The organism is Geobacillus sp. CX412 (genome assembly GCF_027942335.1).
Lineage (GTDB): Bacteria > Bacillota > Bacilli > Bacillales > Anoxybacillaceae > Parageobacillus_B > Parageobacillus_B toebii.
The window spans coordinates 1,503,783-1,520,697 of record NZ_CP103461.1 but is presented as its reverse complement, the minus strand read 5'-3'; the positions used below and the strand labels follow the sequence as shown (position 1 = coordinate 1,520,697).

The following is a 16,915-nucleotide window of genomic DNA, read 5'->3' as shown; positions in this document are numbered from 1 at the left end:
AGCGCTTTCGAACTCTCATCCCTTGCCATGACAGATCGATATGTATACCTTTTTTACCATCCTTTGAGTTCAGACAGGGCATGATAGATCGGTGTCCCGGACGATTGCTGTAAATATGGCACGTTATTCCGCGTTACCTCCGGAAGAAGACGGCGGACGCGTTGTTTCGCCTTGTTCACGACCGTCTGTTTAGTGGATGCCGTTTCCTCCGCCGGATGCGACGATTCTTCTCCGAAACGACGTCCGAAAAGACGAATCCCATCCATCCGGGCAATCATTGCCTTGAAAAACGCCCTGAGTCCCTTGTCTGTCCAACTGCGGCGGTATTTCACCCGATACGCCAACTGGCTCATCACGCTTTCAGCCCTCCCCATCGGATACATGCCCGTTGTGTCCACTCCTTGCTCCTTCAGCCATTCCCGGTAATCACGGATGCATCCCGGCATCGATTCGATCCGGTGGATCAAGGCAGCCAGCTGTTGTTCTTTCGCTTCGTCCCCCAGCGTACCGAGGGCGCTGTTCAGTTCCACAAGCAACCCCTCTTCATCCTGCTTCACCAGCTTTTGCCGAATCGCCTGCCACCGTGGATGGCCCGAGAGGCATTGGCGCAATTCACGCGCCACGTGGAATCGATCCAATTGAAAGCAGACCCGTCCCTTGAAATACTCCCCGGCACGCGGTAATCCATGGAGCGCCGTCCCCGTTGATGACAAGAAGATCCCGGCAAGGATCATAGGCATATTCATTTATCAAAAATTCCTCGAAGCCTTCCCACACCTCCCCCTTGCCCTCATGGACGTAATGGCGCTGATTCACGAATTCGATCCGGGAGCCGTTGCGCTTCCATCCTTCGTGAACGGTCAGGATTTTGTCTTCCTTGGCCCGTTTTCCCTTCCCTTGGCGGGAAACAAACAGTCCATCGGCCTCCACCAACAGCACCCGTCCATATCGCTGGTCCACCGGGCAGTGCAGCGGAACTTCGGCCTCGAGCACCAACTGGCGGATCGCCTCATGGCTCATCACCGGATACCCGACCATCTGGGCAAGCGTACGAGCCGCTTTGCGATAGGAAGAGCACTCCACCGCCAATCCCACCGCTGTTTCTTCTAGACAAGGGCTGATTGACTGCGATCCATCAAACGCGAGAAAGGAATCCAGCAAAAATGTGTAACGGTTTTGTTCTCGGTCTAAATAGTAGTTTCGCTCAAAGGTGACTTCGCCAAACAGGGTTTGAATCGTGGTGCGTCGTTTGTCTTTCAAGTGGTATCGGCGCTTATCTCGATTCTCTGCCAATTGCCGGTCGATGTCCTCCAACAGAGCCGTAAACAGCTCGGCGAAGGCGTTTTGCAAGGCTCGAAACAAAGCAAGTTCGATCTCTTTCCATGTCAACGAATTTGTGGTAAGATGTTGTTGAATATTCATAGGACTCTCTCCTCCTGTTTGTAGTGTGGTCAATGAACATCTTACCAGGGAGAGAGTCCTTTTTTCATGTTTCCTGCTTGGGATCCTACCGCGCTTCGCTTGGTGGCCCCGATGAGGGGGGATTGCGAACCTACGTTCCCAACCCCCTCATCGGGGAACTTCTAAGAATTTTTCCCACAAACATTTTACTCACACGCTATTCTTTCCATTTAATGCTGCAGCCGATGCTTGGCTTTTGTTTTTCCGGCACTGGTTCGCCATTCAATAATGCGTCTAATGCCGCGCGAATCGATTCTCCTGTAACCGGAATGCCGTTATTTGGCCGTGAATCATCCAACTGTCCGCGGTAAACACATTTTAAGTCGCGGTCAAAGATATAGAAATCCGGCGTGCACGCTGCTTGGTACGCTTTCGCTACCTCTTGGGTTTCATCAAATAAATATGGGAACGGATACCCTAATTCTTCTGCCACTTTTTTCATATTTTCCGGCGAATCTTCTGGATATTTTTCGACATCGTTGGAATTAATGGCGACAAACGTAACTCCTTTTGGCTGATAATCATTAGCAAGACGGACAAGTTCATGCTGTACATGTTTTACATACGGGCAATGGTTGCAAATGAACATAATAACTGTCGCGACATCCGATTTGATATCTTCTAAACGGACTGTTTTTCCATCCACCGCATTCACTAGTTCAAACGATGGTGCTTCTTTTCCTAACGGAAACATATTGGATTCAACTGCTGGCATACGTCCACATCCTTTCCCAATTTTCTGCTTATTTCATTATACCAAAGCAAGAGAGAGAATCACAAACTTGGCGCCTAAACGAAAACAGAATAGCTGCATATAATATCACATAGGTATTATTCATGTCCTTTATGACGCCACATCCTACAGGCAAATCAATAGACAATTTTTCCACAGCGGCGCATAATAAAAAATAATTAATCCCTTTTGGAACAGGAAGAACATGAAAGGATGTTTACCATGAGCCTTAAATTAAGCGTGCTAGACCAATCCCCAGTTGCAGAGGGAATGACAGCGGAAGAAGCGCTTGCTAATACCGTCCGGCTCGCGCAATTTGTGGAAGAGCTTGGCTATGAACGTTTTTGGGTATCAGAGCATCACGATACAAATCACCTTGCCGGTTCATCCCCAGAAGTGCTGCTCGGTCATATTGGAGCAAAAACGTCCCGCATTCGCATTGGTTCCGGCGGGGTGATGCTACCGCATTATAGCGCCTACAAAGTAGCAGAAAACTTTAAAGTGCTTGAAGGGCTTCATCCCGGTCGGGTTGATTTAGGTGTTGGAAGGGCTCCAGGAGGCATGCCAATCGCGACCCTTGCCCTCCAAGAAGGAAAACGAAGAGACATTGACCGCTATCCGGAACAAATTGATGATTTATTAGCATACTTGCATAACGATTTGCCGAAAGAACATCCGTTACACGGCTTAAAAGCCACACCGAACGTACAAACGGCACCAGATGTATGGCTTCTCGGTTCCAGTTCCTCCAGCGCCATATTAGCAGCACAAAAAGGGCTTCCATATGTGTTTGCGCAATTTATTAACGGCGAAGGCGGGGAACATTATACAAAATTGTACCGCCAACAGTTTGTTCCATCGAAATATTTGGACAAGCCGCGCAATATGGTCGCTATATTTGCCATTTGCTCCGAAACAGAAGAAAAGGCGGAATGGGTGGCATCGAGCCTTGATTTATCGCTGCTAATGATTGAGCAAGGCATGGTGTCCAATGGCACGCCAAGCCCGGAAAAAGCGATGTCCTACTCCTATAGTCCATATGAAAAAATGCGTATTCTCGAAAACCGAAAACGGATGATTATCGGCTCACCGAAACAAATAAAAGAACAGCTTTTCCGATTAAGCATATGAAACGGATGAAATTATGTTAGTAACGATTACATATGATTTTCAAGATAAGTTAACATCATTCCGGTTAATCGCGGAAGAATTATGGGGGTAAAGGAGCAAATGAAAGTTATTTCCGTCAATGCAGGCGAGCCGAAAACAGTGATGATCGACGGAAAACCGCTCACAACAGGAATTTATAAAGAACCTGTGTCAGAGCCGCTTTTCGTAACAAAACTCAACTTCAATGGAGATGGACAGGCGGATTTAGTACATCACGGCGGTTATGACAAAGCGATTAAAAACGAAATGACTTGTACGACACACGCGTACAAGCCGCTTTTTTATAATGCCTCTTCTTTTTGCAAATGACGATAATACAAATCATAGTAAAACCCTTTTGCCTTTAGCAGTGATTCATGTGTGCCTTGTTCAATGATTTTTCCTTCATTCAAGACAAGAATGCGATCCGCATTTTGGACCGTGTTAAGCCGATGGGCAATGACAAAACATGTCCGCCCTTTCATAAGCCGCTCGAGCGCTTCTTGAATTTTCATTTCAGTCATTGTATCAATGTTGCTCGTCGCTTCATCCAAAATTAAAATAGATGGATTAGCGACCATCGCGCGCGCAATTGCTAACAGTTGTTTTTGTCCTTGGCTAATGCCGCTGCCATCTTGCTTCAGCACCGTATCGTAACCGTTTGGCAGTTTGGTGATAAACGAGTGCGCATTCGCCCATTTTGCCGCTTGTTCCACTGCTTCATCACTTGCATCTAATCTTCCGTATCGAATGTTATCGCGAATCGTTCCTTCAAATAAAAACGTATCTTGCAAAACAAACGCCATATGGGCGCGCAAGCTTGCGCGTTTAATAGTACGGCTATCGTGCCCATCGATAAAAATATGACCGCGATCCGGATCGTAAAAGCGGGCTAGCAGCTGTAAAATCGTCGTTTTTCCTGCACCGGTCGGACCAACGAGCGCCACCGTTTCTCCTGGAGAAACCGAAAAGCTGACATCGCGAATGACATCTCGCTTTTTATCATAGGAAAATACGACATGGTCAAATTCCACTTTTCCTTGTATATGGTTGAGCGAAATCGCTCCCGTTTCGTCCCGTTCTTCTTTTTCCATATCTAAAATTTCAAATACTCGTTCCGCGCCAGCCAGCGCCGAAAGCAGCGTATTCCATTGGTTCGCCAAATCATTTAACGGGCGTGTAAATTGGCGTGCATATTCGACAAACACAACAATGACGCCGATTGAAATCATCCCTTTAAGCGCTAAAACACCACCCACGCCAGCAATAAGACCAAAGCTGGCGTTGTTTAGAAAGTTCATTAGTTTCGGGATAAATCCCGAATACGTTTGCGCCCAAAATCCAGCTTGCTTCAACTGCTCATTTTTTTGTAAAAAGCCATCAATCATTCTCCGCTCTTGCGAAAACATTTTTACGACTTTTTGCCCAGAAATGACTTCTTCAATAAATCCGTTCATCTCTCCTAAACAACGTTGTTGCTCACGAAACCGTTTCTGCGTGCGATTCGTAATCCATCGCATCCCAATGTACATCATCGGGACAACTAGCAAAGTGACAAACGTTAGAAGCGGGCTTAGCCAGAGCATGACGCAGATCGCTCCGACAAGCGTAAGCGTGCTTGATATCACTTGGATGACGGTACTATTAAATGTTTGGCTCATATTATCGATATCGTTTGTAATCCGGCTCATTAATTCCCCTTGCCGGCGCTTGTCAAAAAATGAAATCGGCAGTTCATGAAAATGGCGAAACAGCTGTTTCCGGATCGCATAAATCGTTTTTTGGGCAATTCGGATCATCCAATAGTTTTGCAAAAAAGTTGAGGCGGAAAGTGCCACATAAATAAAAAGAAGAAGCGCTAAAACAAGAAAAAAACCGTCTGTCTGCTTCGTGACAATATATGTATCAATCGCTCTTCCTACTATATATGGACCAAGCAGACTTAAACAGGAACTTACGATCACCATTACAACAACCGCAATAAGCCATCCTTTTTGAGGCGAAAGAAATGACCAAAGCCGCTTTAATGTTCCTATGTTGTCTTTTGCTTGCTGCTTTTGTCCCGCAGCTGCCATGGTTCTATGTCGCGGTCGTAACATTCGTGCCCCTTCTTTCCTAATTGCGATGCTACAATTTTCCGGTACAGCTCGCTTTTCTCTAACAGCTCATCATGGCTGCCTTTTGCTAAAAGCTTGCCATCGTCTAACAAGAAAATCGTGTCTGCTTCCATCGCCGTTTGAATTTTTTGTGTAACAATGAATGTGGTACACGTATACCACTTTAATTCCTTCAGCAATTTTGCCTCTGTTTTTAAATCTAGCGCGCTTGTGCTATCATCAAGCAATAAAATTTTCGGCATTCCAACAAGTGCCCTGGCAATCGAAAGGCGCTGTTTTTGCCCGCCAGACAAGTTTACCCCTTTCTGCCCAATCATTGTCTCATATCCATTCGGAAACTTCATAATCGTATCATGAATTTGCGCATGTTTCGCCGCTTGGATCATCTCTTCCATCGAAGCATGTTCGTTTCCGAAACGAATGTTTTCGGCAATCGTTCCGGAAAATAGCAACACTTCTTGTGGAACGAAACGGATGGAAGCACGCAACTGTTCTTGTTTCATTTGTCGAATATCGATGCCATCGATCATCACTCGCCCATCCACCGGGTCGTATAAACGAGGGATCAACTGAAGCAAAGTTGACTTTCCTGAACCGGTCGCTCCTAAAATCGCCACTGTTTCATGAGGGCGAACGACAAACGAGACATCTTTTAAAACGAGAACACGGCTATTCGGATAGCGGAATGACACATTCTCAAAGCGGACTTCTCCTTGTTCGACCGCTTTATTGCATGCCTGTTTATCATCTTCGATATCCACTTTCACACTTAACACATCCGCAATGCGCCCAGATGATGCTTTAGCACGCGAAAATGCCATCGTAATGAATGCAAACATCGATAACGCCGAAGTAATACGAGTCGTATAATTGACAATTGCCACTACTTGACCTGCCGTTATGCTTCCTGCTTGAATATCGATACGACCGATGAAAAGAATGACAATAATCGCCATATTCATGACAAATAACAATACAGGGGTAATCGTTTCTACTAAACGTAATACACTGATTGTCCGTTTCATTAGCGTTTCGTTCGCCTTTATAAACCGCTCCTGCTCGTACGTTCCTCTCATCCACGCTTTAATGAGGCGCATCCCCGCTAAATTTTCGCGCATCACGCTGTTGACACGATCAAGCGCTTGTTGCACGATCGAAAAAGATATAACCGCTTTTTTCATCATCCATAAAAGGAACATCACTAACATCGGAACGGCAACAGCAAGCACAAGCGCCAGCTGAACGTGAACGGCAAAAGACATGACTACCCCAAATACGACAAGAAGCGGCGCCCTTAAGGCAATTCGCAAACTCATAAACACCATATTTTGTATTTGCGTTACATCGTTCGTCATTCTCGTGATCAGCGAAGCAGTTGGAAAGCGTTCCAAATTCGCAAACGAAAACGATTGAATTTTTTCAAATAAATGTTTTCGAATCGCAAATCCGTACTCTTGGCCCACGTAGCTAGCGGCAAAAGAATTGGCAATCCCAGCAGCAAATGACAAAAGCGAGGCGCCGAGCATGACCGCTCCCCACGTCCAGACGACAGAAAGGTTTTTTGCCATTACTCCGTCGTCAATAATTTTCTCCATCAACAACGGCTGCCATAATTCTACTAACAGCTCAATCAGCATGAGCGCCCACGCGACGATCATCCATTTTCGATACGGTTTTAAGTAAGATAGTACTTGCTGCATCCTTTCACTCCCCCGTACCTGTGATCTCAACCCTCTGCATGAGGAAAGTCAGCACTAAAAAGTTTTTCCTGCGCCTGCGTGCAAACATTCACTCTTGTTCGGCCAAACTTTTATGGACAAACACCTCATTGGTGTTTGGCGCCCTGTCGGTTCGGTTCAAAACCGTTTTTCTCCCAATGGCTTAAGTCACGGGATTTCATGTGTAAAATTTAGTTACCATAGCGAATGACCGAGGGAGTGTCACTTTTGACATCGATGTTACAGAACATTTTGTTTACCGATATCCATTAAAGTTGTCAGTTCCGTTTCCGGTAGTTAGCCCAAATTTGCATAAACATTTCTTGATCAGCAATCGCTCTGTTTTGCGAAGCAAAAAACTGGATAATATCTTGTTCGTTTTCCACGATTGGAAACAACTTATGAAATTTCGCAATCATCAATAGCTTTTCGACTGTTTTATTCGATGAAACGACAAAGACCACTTTCTTTTTCTTCGCAACTTCCTTTTTTAAAAAATGGATTAATAGTGCCAAACCGGTACTGTCGATAAACAGAAGCTCATGGACATCAATAATGACGATATCTCCCTTTATTTCCGCCAATGCCATTTGAATCTTTTGTCTAGCAAGCTGCTGCGTGCTGTAAACCAACTTCCCTTTCAGCAATATTTTTTCATATTGTTCTAACGATGTAATTTTCAGTTCAAGAGTGGATATCCGACTATCCATTGCGCCCTCTCCTCATTTTCATCGCAATTGCGCATTTTCCATTTTCTCGCCGTTCAAACCATATATCATCCATGGTTTCTTTAATCAGCAAAAGCCCGCGGCCAGATTCAGCAAGCAACATATCTTCAAGGCTTTTCTCCCGCATTCGCTCAATTTGTTTGATAGGAATTCCGCTGCCTTCATCCGTAACAGTGACAGTTACATCCTCTTCCGTAATTCGCAAAGATAATACAAATGTATTCTTTTCTGTTTCTTCTCCCGATTGTCTTATTGCTGCCACTGAATTAATAACCGCTTCATGAACAGATAACACAAACATATCGCGATCGTGAACCGAAAAAAAACGAGCAATTTGTTCCGCTAGCAAATCGCAAAAATCAATCGCCTCGTCCGTCGCTTCACATTGAATCTTCATTTCGTACATTGCTTTACACCCACTGATCATTAATTTCAAGAAACGATCGTTATTGAATCGTAATAGATAATAAGCATATATCATCGGAAGGATTCATTGGCGATCGACTATGATCAATCAGCATATGCAAAAATTGTTTATCTGGTAAATGGCTATACATTTTTGTATAGTTGCGAATTTTATTCATGCTTTGTAAAATGGATGAATCCATTTCATCTAAAATCCCATCCGTGTATAAAAATAATCTTGTTCGCTTTTGATAATGAATAACTTCTTTTTCAAACGGGACGGAAAACGGACTGCCAATCGCTAGTCCTCCTTTATCCAATTCAATGATTTCTCCATCTTCCGTAACCAACAATCCAGCAGGATGCCCTGCATTCGTATATTCAATCTGCTTTTTTTTCGTATCAATCACTAAATAAATCATGGAAAATAAATATCTTATCCCATTTGCGTCGTTAGGGAATAAGTTTTGTACATGCTTTTCGAGTTCTATAGCGACATACACTGGATCGATGACACGCACAATTAATCCCCTTAATAGTGAACGGAGCAACATGCTGACAAGCGAAGAGGAAATGCCATGTCCCATCACATCAATAATAATGACTCCATAGCGGTCATAATCAATTTGGTAACATGCATACAAGTCCCCAGACAAGTCATCCGATGAAATATAAATGGCATCCATCGTCACTGCATCGTTTTGTATCGGAGGGGTTAACACGCTTTGTTGAATTTTTTTCGCAAGTTCCAATTGCTTCTTATACTCTGCTTCTTTTTGTTTTTGTTTTGTGATATCCGTAACCATCATCATATATCCCGTAACATTTCCAGCCGAATCAGTAACAGGAATGGCAGAATAAGCAACGTCCACGAACGTTCCATCTTTTCGTCTAACTGTGCGTTCGCCTGTTGAATTTTTTAACTGATGAGAAAACATTGCTATGCATTGAGGATGATCATGAAACAACGAGAAAAATTGCCGGCCGATCACTTCTTCCCGTTTCCATCCAAACAATGTTTCTGCGGCATTTCCCCAATCCATTACCTTCATATTTTTACATAACGGAATAACGGCAATGGGAGCTGTTTCATAAATAGCTTGAAGCATTTGTTCTGATTTTGGTGAACGAATAATTGTTTCCACATCAGAAAAACGCCAGACGTAAAATTCGTTCGCTGTACCTGTGAGTGAATAAACCGTTAACATTCGGACTAATTTCCGGTCACTGTCAATAAGATGATCAATTTCTCCTTCCCAATAGCCGTTTTCCAACACTGATTTCCAGATTAATTCGTACTTCTCAACATAATGTTCATCGGAAAGGAGAATTTGAAAGGATTGACCGATTAACTGTTCTTTGGAATAACCGGTTAATGTTACCGCTCCATCGTTTACTGCCACGATAATTTTATTCCGATCTGTGATGACAATTCCTTCGCTTGTATGATGACCGCATGTTTTTCCTTTCACCTGTGAATCTAGTTTCACCATTGTTCAACCCTTTTTCATAGTAATCTTTCAAAAATACATAAAATTCCTTCTTATGACAAAAGGCCACCTTCAAAAAGGAGACCAGTTTTCCCGAAAATAAAAAGTTTTCTTTTTATCTATTTCGATTATCATACTTTTTTTCCTGCTTTTTTCATCATAAAAGAAGTAAGTATTTTTTCTTCTTTTTTATTGTTTAAAATAGCGATGACGGATGGCTGCAATAATGAGCAAACATAACGGGATGATAATTTGTAGTGGTACATGCATATAAATTGTCACCACTTTCAGTCCTTCTGTAATATGTTCTGGATAATTGCTCGCAATGGCGATCGATAACAGCAAAACCATTAGCCCAAGCGGATATACGAGACGCTGATGATTTTGAATGCGAAATACATTCGCTGTTCCGATCACCGCAGCATAAAAAAATACGGATACTTTAAAAAATCCGCCAATAATAAGGGCAATCATAAAAAATACATCCAGACGCTCCAAAAAATTCGCAACTCGAATTCTCCGTATCGTGTCCAAAAGTGGAAATGCAGATCGGGCGACAACATCCGCTCCAAGTACGGCAACGTTGATCGCCATAATGATTGCCAAATTAAGACCGCTTAACACCATGCCTGCTATCGCGGCTTGTTTCATTTTTTCCGGGTTGTTCATATATGGAAATAGCATCGTAAAAACAATCATTTCCCCAAATGGAAAGTAAAGCGTCTCCGTAAACACGACTTTTAATACCCGTTTCCATCCTACTTCGAGCACCGGCTGCAGCCGATGGAGATCCACCAGTCCTGCAGAAATGACTAAAATCAATCCAGATACTGCGAGGAGATAAAGCAAGGTAAGAAACAATTCCCCCGTCCGCGCAATGACCTCAATCCCTTTATAAACGCCATACATCACCGTTAATATCATAATCGCATTTAAAATAAAGAGCGGTGTTTCTGGATATGCGAACGTTAACAATAGCTCGCCAAAGTCGCGGAGCACCCGGGAAGCGATATAAAGAAAATAAACAATATATATAAGCGCCAAAACTTTACCGATCCAAGGACCAGTAATGTCTTGTACATACGCAGTCAATGGAGCATCTGGATAGTAACGATAGAGGCGGTAATAAATAAAAAACAATAGTAAACCAAATGCTAAACCTAATAATATCGCAAGCCAAACATCCTGTTTTGCGCCTATACCAAGCGGAATAACGATTGCGCTTCCATGCTCGAACAGTACGATTAGTACAAATAATTGCCGTGCGTCTATCTTCGCTCGTTCCATCATTTCACCGCCCTCACTGTCCAAATAGGTACGATTTCGTTCGCAATCCTGTCCGGCGAATAAACGCTTCTACCGTTACATTCACCTCTAGTTGCGGAAAATAGCGATCATTCCAATCTGATTTCATTGTTTTCCATTGCTGCGGATAGGAACGATAGACAATATCTCCAAACCCAAAGATATCTGTTTTTGCTTTTTTTGCTTCTTCTATCGCTTTGACAACTTCCTTCTTTATACTTTTTTCCGCTTTTTTTTCTAATGCAAAAATTTGCTTAGGATTGGTAAAATCAATGGAGACAAACTCTTCGCCGATATCTCCCTCTGCCTGAATATGAATGGAAATGGATGGTTTTCCTTTTTTCATATGCGCCGCTACGCTCGTTTTGGCACGAACGACTTTATAGACAGCTGCTTCTTTTTTCTCTTTCCATTCGATCGTAACGCCTGTTTGTTCCATTTTATCAAGAATCCATACCACTCCACGCGCTGCTTCGCCATTAATCCATCTGACAAGTTTATCATCTTTAAACATAGCTAGGCCATTGACATTCAATCGTGCATCAGGTTCAGAAGCTTGCACGTTTGTTTGCCGCTTCCCTTTTGGTACACTTCCTACAATCTCAACACCGCTAATGATAGGCGCTTTTCCTGGAGAAGCAAGATCGTTAATTATTGTTCCTATATCAACATTAATCGATTGCCCCCATATTTTTTCAGAAAATTGCAATGTTTTTATAATTTGATTTGCTGGAATTTTATCAATGGGCGTTAATATTTTGAGAACCTCTTCCGCTGAATGATGCCGGGCGATCACGACCATTGCTGTCGAGCGACATTCACTATTTCTTTCGAGTGCATCAAACAACCCGTCGACTCCTTCTTTTGCCACTTCTTCACTAATAACAAATAAATTTGTATGCGCATAGTAAATAAGCCGCGATAGTTTTTTGGACGCTTTCCGGCTTGCCTCGACGAGGTTGTCTCCTGTTGCTTTGTAGATGGAAACCGGCACCCCGCCACTACCTCCACCGATCTGTCTCGCACCAACAACGTTTCCTGGGTTGACAACTTGAAATATCATCACATATTTTCCATCCTTCGTTTTATCAATTCCGACAGCGACGACAAAGGCCAATTCGTTCAGCTCTTTTGTGCTCCAACATCCGGAAAGAACCGTGGCACATAACAGAAGTGAAATGATGATTACGATTTTTCGTTTCATGATTGCTCTCCCTCATTTTTCTCCTGACGATTGGAAGCAGACGGCTGAGGTCGTTGATGATTTCCCTGGCGAATAATATTTTTCTGATTGATTAAACGCGGACGCTCTTTAAACGCCCATGTTGGCACGCGGAAAAGCGTATCGCCCATGTTGGACGGAATAAACGGGGCAAGCGGTGACATATATGGAATGCCAAAGGAACGAAGACTGCATAAATGAATCGTCATCACTAAAATTCCTATAATAATGCCGTAAAACCCAAACATCGCCGCAAGAAACATGAGCGCAAAACGAATGAGGCGCGCGGAAATCGCAATCGCAAACGAAGGGGTTGCAAAGCTGGCGATTGCCGTAATGGAAACGACAATCACCATCGCCGATGAAACAAACCCTGCCTCCACCGCCGCCTGTCCGATGACAAGCGCTCCGACAATCGAAACAGTTTGACCAACAGCACGCGGCAAGCGCACCCCTGCTTCCCGCAAAATTTCAAAAATTACTTCCATCACCAACGCTTCGACAAACGCTGGAAATGGAATTGCTTCACGTTGAGCAGCAATCGCAATGACAAGTGGAGTTGGGATCATTTCTTGATGAAACGTCGTTGCTGCAATATAAATCGCCGGGGCAACAAGTGAAATAAAGAAAACAAGAACACGCAAAAATCGAAGTGCTGTTGCAATATCAAAGCGAGCGTAATAATCTTCAACAGCTTGAAAAAATTGGATAAATAAAGCGGGCGCAACGAGCACAAATGGAGTTCCTTCAACGAATATGGCCACTCTACCTTCGAGAAGATTGGCTGCCACCACATCCGGCCGCTCTGTATGATACGTTGTCGGAAAAGTAGTAAATGTTTGATCTTCAATTAATTGTTCGATATATCCCGATTCAAGGACACTATCAATATGTATGCGGCGAAGCCGTTTTTTAACTTCTTCAACGATTTCGTCGTTGGCAACTCCTTTCACATACATAATAGCAACATCCGTTTTTGTCACTTCGCCAATTCTCATCGTTTCGAGCCATAGATTCGGATTTTTAATGCGACGGCGAATAAGAGTAGTGTTCACCCGCAGCGATTCGGTAAATCCATCTCGCGGACCGCGAATAGCTAGCTGTGTTTGCGGCTCTTCAATCGCTCGATATTCTCCCCCACTCGTACTTGCACTTAAAGCAAACGTCACTCCATCAAGAAGAATAATCGTCTCCCCTGACATAAGTGCCAAAAATAAATCAACCCACTGGGAGATGCGCTCGATTTTGCCGACAGCAGCTAGTTTTTTTTCCATAAAGCAAAACGTATCTTTCGGGGATAAGGTAGTCGGAAACGTTGCTGTCATAAGCGGTTCAAGCAAAAATTGATACACATTTTTTTCATCGGCAAGCCCATCGATAAAAATGAGAGCAGCACGAATCGAACGTTCTTGTCCAATCATAAAACGACGGATGACAATATCGGAACTGTTTCCAGTCGTATGGCGAATGATATCGATATTCACATCCAGCAGCGAATGAATCGGCTCATGCGGAATATCTTGGACTTGACCGCTTTGATCGCGTTCTTGGCGTGTTGTCGCTCCTTGCTTATCTTGTTGTTTTTTTCGCAATCCCCACTGAAACAGCATCGTACTCCCCTCGCTCCAACTCATTTACTTGCCATTATAGACAGCGAAGGGTTCTAATATACAAACAAAGAATGTTTTAATGGTAGAAAACAAAAACTAAAGAAAACCCCGACAGTAGGTGGGATGAGATGAAACTATTAGGCATTTCATTGTTCATTGGCAGCATTTTAATCGGTCTCGCCATTGAAATGGATATGTTAATGGGTTTTACATTACGTCAATCGATGCGCAACGTCCTGAACCCATTTCGTGTCATGGAAACACCGGAAATGTTTATTTTATTTTTCATTTTATTGTTATGGGTGCTCGATGTGTTAGCGGCGCTATTTCTTCAAAAACAAAAGAAAATGTAAAAAAGGTTTCTTGCCAAGGCAAGAAACCTTTTTTATCATTTGCTGACCGCGCCTAGACGAAGCAGCCGCATCGAATTGAGCAATACGAGCAGCGTCGCTCCCATATCCGCAAAAATGGCCATCCATAACGTAAGCCAACCTGGAATAATAAGAACAAGTGCCAGCACTTTTAACAAAAAAGCAATCGCAATGTTCTGTTGAATAATGCGCATCGTTTTCCGTCCTAACCGAATGGCATATGGGAGTTTCCCAAGATCATCGCCCATCAAGACAACGTCCGCTGTTTCTAACGCTACATCTGTTCCAATATCCCCCATGGCAATGCCAATGTTTGCCGCAGCGAGCGCGGGAGCATCGTTGACACCGTCGCCGACCATCGCGATACGTCCTGATTGTTGCTGTAGCGTTTGAATCGCCGTCAATTTTTCTTCTGGAAGCAATTCAGCTCGAATATCGGTAAGTGGAAGGGAAGAGGCAATGGCCCGCGCTGTCGTTTCGTGATCGCCGGTTAACATGATTGTTTGAGTGATTCCTAGATTACGTAATGTTTCTAGCACAAAAGCAGCATTTTCACGCAGTTGATCAGAAACGGCAATCATTCCAAGCACCTTTGTTTCATCACCAAGCAGCATGACCGTATTTCCTTGCTTTTGTGCACGTGTGATTTGCGCGCGCACGTCTTCGCATATAGACGCATCGGAAAACAAGGACGGTTTTCCAATATAATACATGGTTCCGTTCACACGTGCTGCCGCTCCTTTGCCGGTCATCGCGCGAAACTCGCTTACTTGCAAACTGTCGAATGATATTTGTAATTCCTCTGCTTTGCGTAAAATGGCAGAAGCAAGCGGATGCTCTGACTGTTTTTCGATGGCTGCGGCGATTTTTAACACTTCTTTTTCATCCAGGCCGCCAAATGGATAAATATCGGTCACTTCTGGGGTTCCAGTCGTTAATGTTCCTGTTTTATCAAACGCAATAGCCGAAAGTTTTCCGATTTCTTCTAAATACGCTCCACCTTTAATAAGCACTCCTTGCCGTGTCGCTTGCCCAATGGCGGTTACAATTGCGACCGGCGTGCTAATGACAAGCGCGCACGGACATCCGACGACAAGCACCGTCAAGCCGCGGTAAATCCACGTCAGCCATTCTCCGCCAAGCCATAGCGGCGGCACTATTGCAAGAAGGAAAGCAATGAGCATAATCGCTGGCGTATAATAGCGCGCAAAGCGATCGATAAATTGCTGGGCTGGCGCCCGCTGTGCCTGCGCCTCTTCGACAAGATGAATGATTTTCGCAATCGTTGTGTCTTTCACCTGCTTTGTCACTCGTACTTCGAGCGCTCCTTCTGCATTCAACGTTCCGGCATATACTTCATCGCCAATGGTTTTGGCTACCGGCATCGATTCACCTGTAATCGCCGCTTCGTTTACGGATGATTCACCGCGAAGCACGATGCCATCCATTGCGATTTTTTGCCCTGGTTTCACAATTATCGTATCGCCGACAACGATATCTTCCACATCCACTTCATACTCTTTGCCATCTCGAAGCACGATCGCTTTTTTCGGAGCGATATCCATCAGCCGTTGAATCGAACGGCGCGCCGTATCCATGGAATACCGCTCAAGCGCTTCGCTAACCGCAAATAGGAAGACAACAACCGCTCCTTCTTTCCACTCTCCGATGCACGCTGCCCCAATGACAGCAATCGTCATGAGCGTATTCATATCAAATTGCAGACGAACAAGATTGTTGATTCCGGTTTTTAATAAATGGTAGCCGCCAATGATGATACTTGCTGTAAATAATAAAATGGTCGCAATATGCCGTTCCCCGATCGTATAAGCAGCTGCATAGCCGGCAAGGAGAAACAAAGCCGATATCATCGCAATCACATTTGTTTTCTTTTTCCAAAACGGTTCTGCTTTCTGTTCTTTCCGCTCTGTTTCCGGAATGACGGTAATTCCGTCAAAAGCACCCGCTTTTTCCAGCTCCGCAATCGACGCTTCGCCGATAATTGTTAGCTTCGCCGCGCCAAAATTGACTTCGGCATCTTTGACCGTCGCAATGCTTTTCACATTTTTCTCAAACTTTGCCGCACAGTTGGCGCAGGAAAGGCCTTGAAGGCGGTACACATGTTTATTTTCCATCGTGTTCTTCCCCCTCTTTGGCGTGGACAAGCGCCAGAGCCACAAGCTGTTCGACATGGTCGTCTTTCAGCGAATAAAACACGAGTTTCCCTTCTTTGCGGTGCTTGGCGATTCCCATATCGCGAAGCAAACGCAAATGGTGGGAAGCGGTTGCGACCGTGCAGCCGATAATCGTTGCGACATCACAGACGCACAGCTCTTTTTCGAGCATTAACGCATACGTGATTTTTAAGCGCGTCGCATCGGCAAGCGCTTTAAACAGCTGTTCCACCCCGCTGATTTCATTGATGCGCTGCCGGACGGCATCCACTTTTTCCGCGTTAATGGAAAATACTTCACATACATCGCTTGCCATCTTGTCACCTTCATTCAAATATTTGTTTGAATATAGTATATTCCTTTATCAACCAAAAACGTCAATTCATTCAAACGATAATTTGAATGTTTTTAAATCAAAAAAAGGGAATCACA

Annotated in this window: 12 protein-coding genes and 3 pseudogenes; 3 read left to right on the top strand and 12 right to left on the bottom strand. The window is 44.1% G+C overall.

Features of this window, described 5'->3' with window-relative positions:
• Nucleotides 1–53: 53 nt before the first annotated feature.
• Together NXM86_RS08095 and NXM86_RS08090 are read right to left on the bottom strand one after the other, a co-directional pair.
• Nucleotides 54–1,422 (bottom strand): annotated as a pseudogene (locus tag NXM86_RS08095) (ISLre2 family transposase).
• Between the two features lie 196 nt (nt 1,423–1,618).
• Nucleotides 1,619–2,176, bottom strand: coding sequence for a thioredoxin family protein (locus NXM86_RS08090; RefSeq protein ID WP_062677452.1), 558 nt, complete (start codon nt 2,174–2,176; stop codon nt 1,619–1,621).
• A gap of 240 nt (nt 2,177–2,416) precedes the next feature.
• On the opposite strand from NXM86_RS08090, the pseudogene NXM86_RS08085 reads away from it, so the two are divergent.
• Nucleotides 2,417–3,416, top strand: a pseudogene (locus tag NXM86_RS08085) (LLM class flavin-dependent oxidoreductase).
• Nucleotides 3,417–3,424: 8 nt separating this feature from the next.
• A pseudogene (locus tag NXM86_RS08080) lies at nt 3,425–3,601 on the top strand (MOSC domain-containing protein); the annotation flags it as partial.
• A gap of 44 nt (nt 3,602–3,645) precedes the next feature.
• Here NXM86_RS08080 and NXM86_RS08075 read toward each other — a convergent pair.
• The 8 genes from NXM86_RS08075 to NXM86_RS08040 form a co-directional block, all read right to left on the bottom strand.
• Nucleotides 3,646–5,442, bottom strand: coding sequence for an ABC transporter ATP-binding protein (locus NXM86_RS08075; protein WP_089097705.1), 1,797 nt, complete (start codon nt 5,440–5,442; stop codon nt 3,646–3,648).
• Nucleotides 5,376–7,160, bottom strand: coding sequence for an ABC transporter ATP-binding protein (locus NXM86_RS08070; protein WP_328268782.1), 1,785 nt, complete (start codon nt 7,158–7,160; stop codon nt 5,376–5,378). Before NXM86_RS08070 ends, NXM86_RS08075 begins: the two co-directional genes overlap by 67 nt.
• Nucleotides 7,161–7,456: 296 nt before the next feature.
• Nucleotides 7,457–7,888: an STAS domain-containing protein gene (locus tag NXM86_RS08065; RefSeq protein WP_062754706.1), complete on the bottom strand. Its 432-nt coding sequence runs from the start codon at nt 7,886–7,888 to the stop codon at nt 7,457–7,459.
• The gene (locus tag NXM86_RS08060; protein ID WP_062754708.1) at nt 7,881–8,312 is read right to left on the bottom strand and encodes an ATP-binding protein; all 432 of its coding nucleotides are present in this window, start codon (nt 8,310–8,312) and stop codon (nt 7,881–7,883) included. Before NXM86_RS08060 ends, NXM86_RS08065 begins: the two co-directional genes overlap by 8 nt.
• A 40-nt stretch (nt 8,313–8,352) precedes the next feature.
• Nucleotides 8,353–9,804, bottom strand: a complete 1,452-nt coding sequence (locus NXM86_RS08055; protein WP_498958882.1) for a SpoIIE family protein phosphatase — start codon at nt 9,802–9,804, stop codon at nt 8,353–8,355.
• Nucleotides 9,805–9,990: 186 nt separating this feature from the next.
• Nucleotides 9,991–11,088, bottom strand: a complete 1,098-nt coding sequence (locus NXM86_RS08050; protein WP_498959011.1) for a GerAB/ArcD/ProY family transporter — start codon at nt 11,086–11,088, stop codon at nt 9,991–9,993.
• Nucleotides 11,089–11,101: 13 nt separating this feature from the next.
• The gene (locus NXM86_RS08045; RefSeq protein WP_498958881.1) at nt 11,102–12,310 is read right to left on the bottom strand and encodes a Ger(x)C family spore germination protein; all 1,209 of its coding nucleotides are present in this window, start codon (nt 12,308–12,310) and stop codon (nt 11,102–11,104) included.
• A complete protein-coding gene (locus NXM86_RS08040) occupies nt 12,307–13,938 on the bottom strand; it encodes a spore germination protein (RefSeq protein WP_498958880.1) in 1,632 nt (543 codons plus the stop codon). The genes NXM86_RS08045 and NXM86_RS08040 overlap by 4 nt, the downstream gene beginning before the upstream one ends.
• A 128-nt stretch (nt 13,939–14,066) precedes the next feature.
• Between NXM86_RS08040 and NXM86_RS08035 the strand changes: the two genes are divergently transcribed.
• Nucleotides 14,067–14,291, top strand: coding sequence for a YczF family membrane protein (locus tag NXM86_RS08035; RefSeq protein ID WP_498958879.1), 225 nt, complete (start codon nt 14,067–14,069; stop codon nt 14,289–14,291).
• A 35-nt stretch (nt 14,292–14,326) separates the two neighbouring features.
• On the opposite strand, the gene NXM86_RS08030 is transcribed toward NXM86_RS08035, so the two are convergent.
• Entirely contained in the window at nt 14,327–16,444 is a 2,118-nt protein-coding gene (locus NXM86_RS08030) for a heavy metal translocating P-type ATPase (protein ID WP_498958878.1), read from the bottom strand.
• On the bottom strand, nt 16,434–16,799 hold the full coding sequence (locus tag NXM86_RS08025; RefSeq protein ID WP_498958877.1) for an ArsR/SmtB family transcription factor: 366 nt from the start codon (nt 16,797–16,799) through the stop codon (nt 16,434–16,436). The genes NXM86_RS08030 and NXM86_RS08025 overlap by 11 nt, the downstream gene beginning before the upstream one ends.
• Nucleotides 16,800–16,915: the final 116 nt, after the last annotated feature.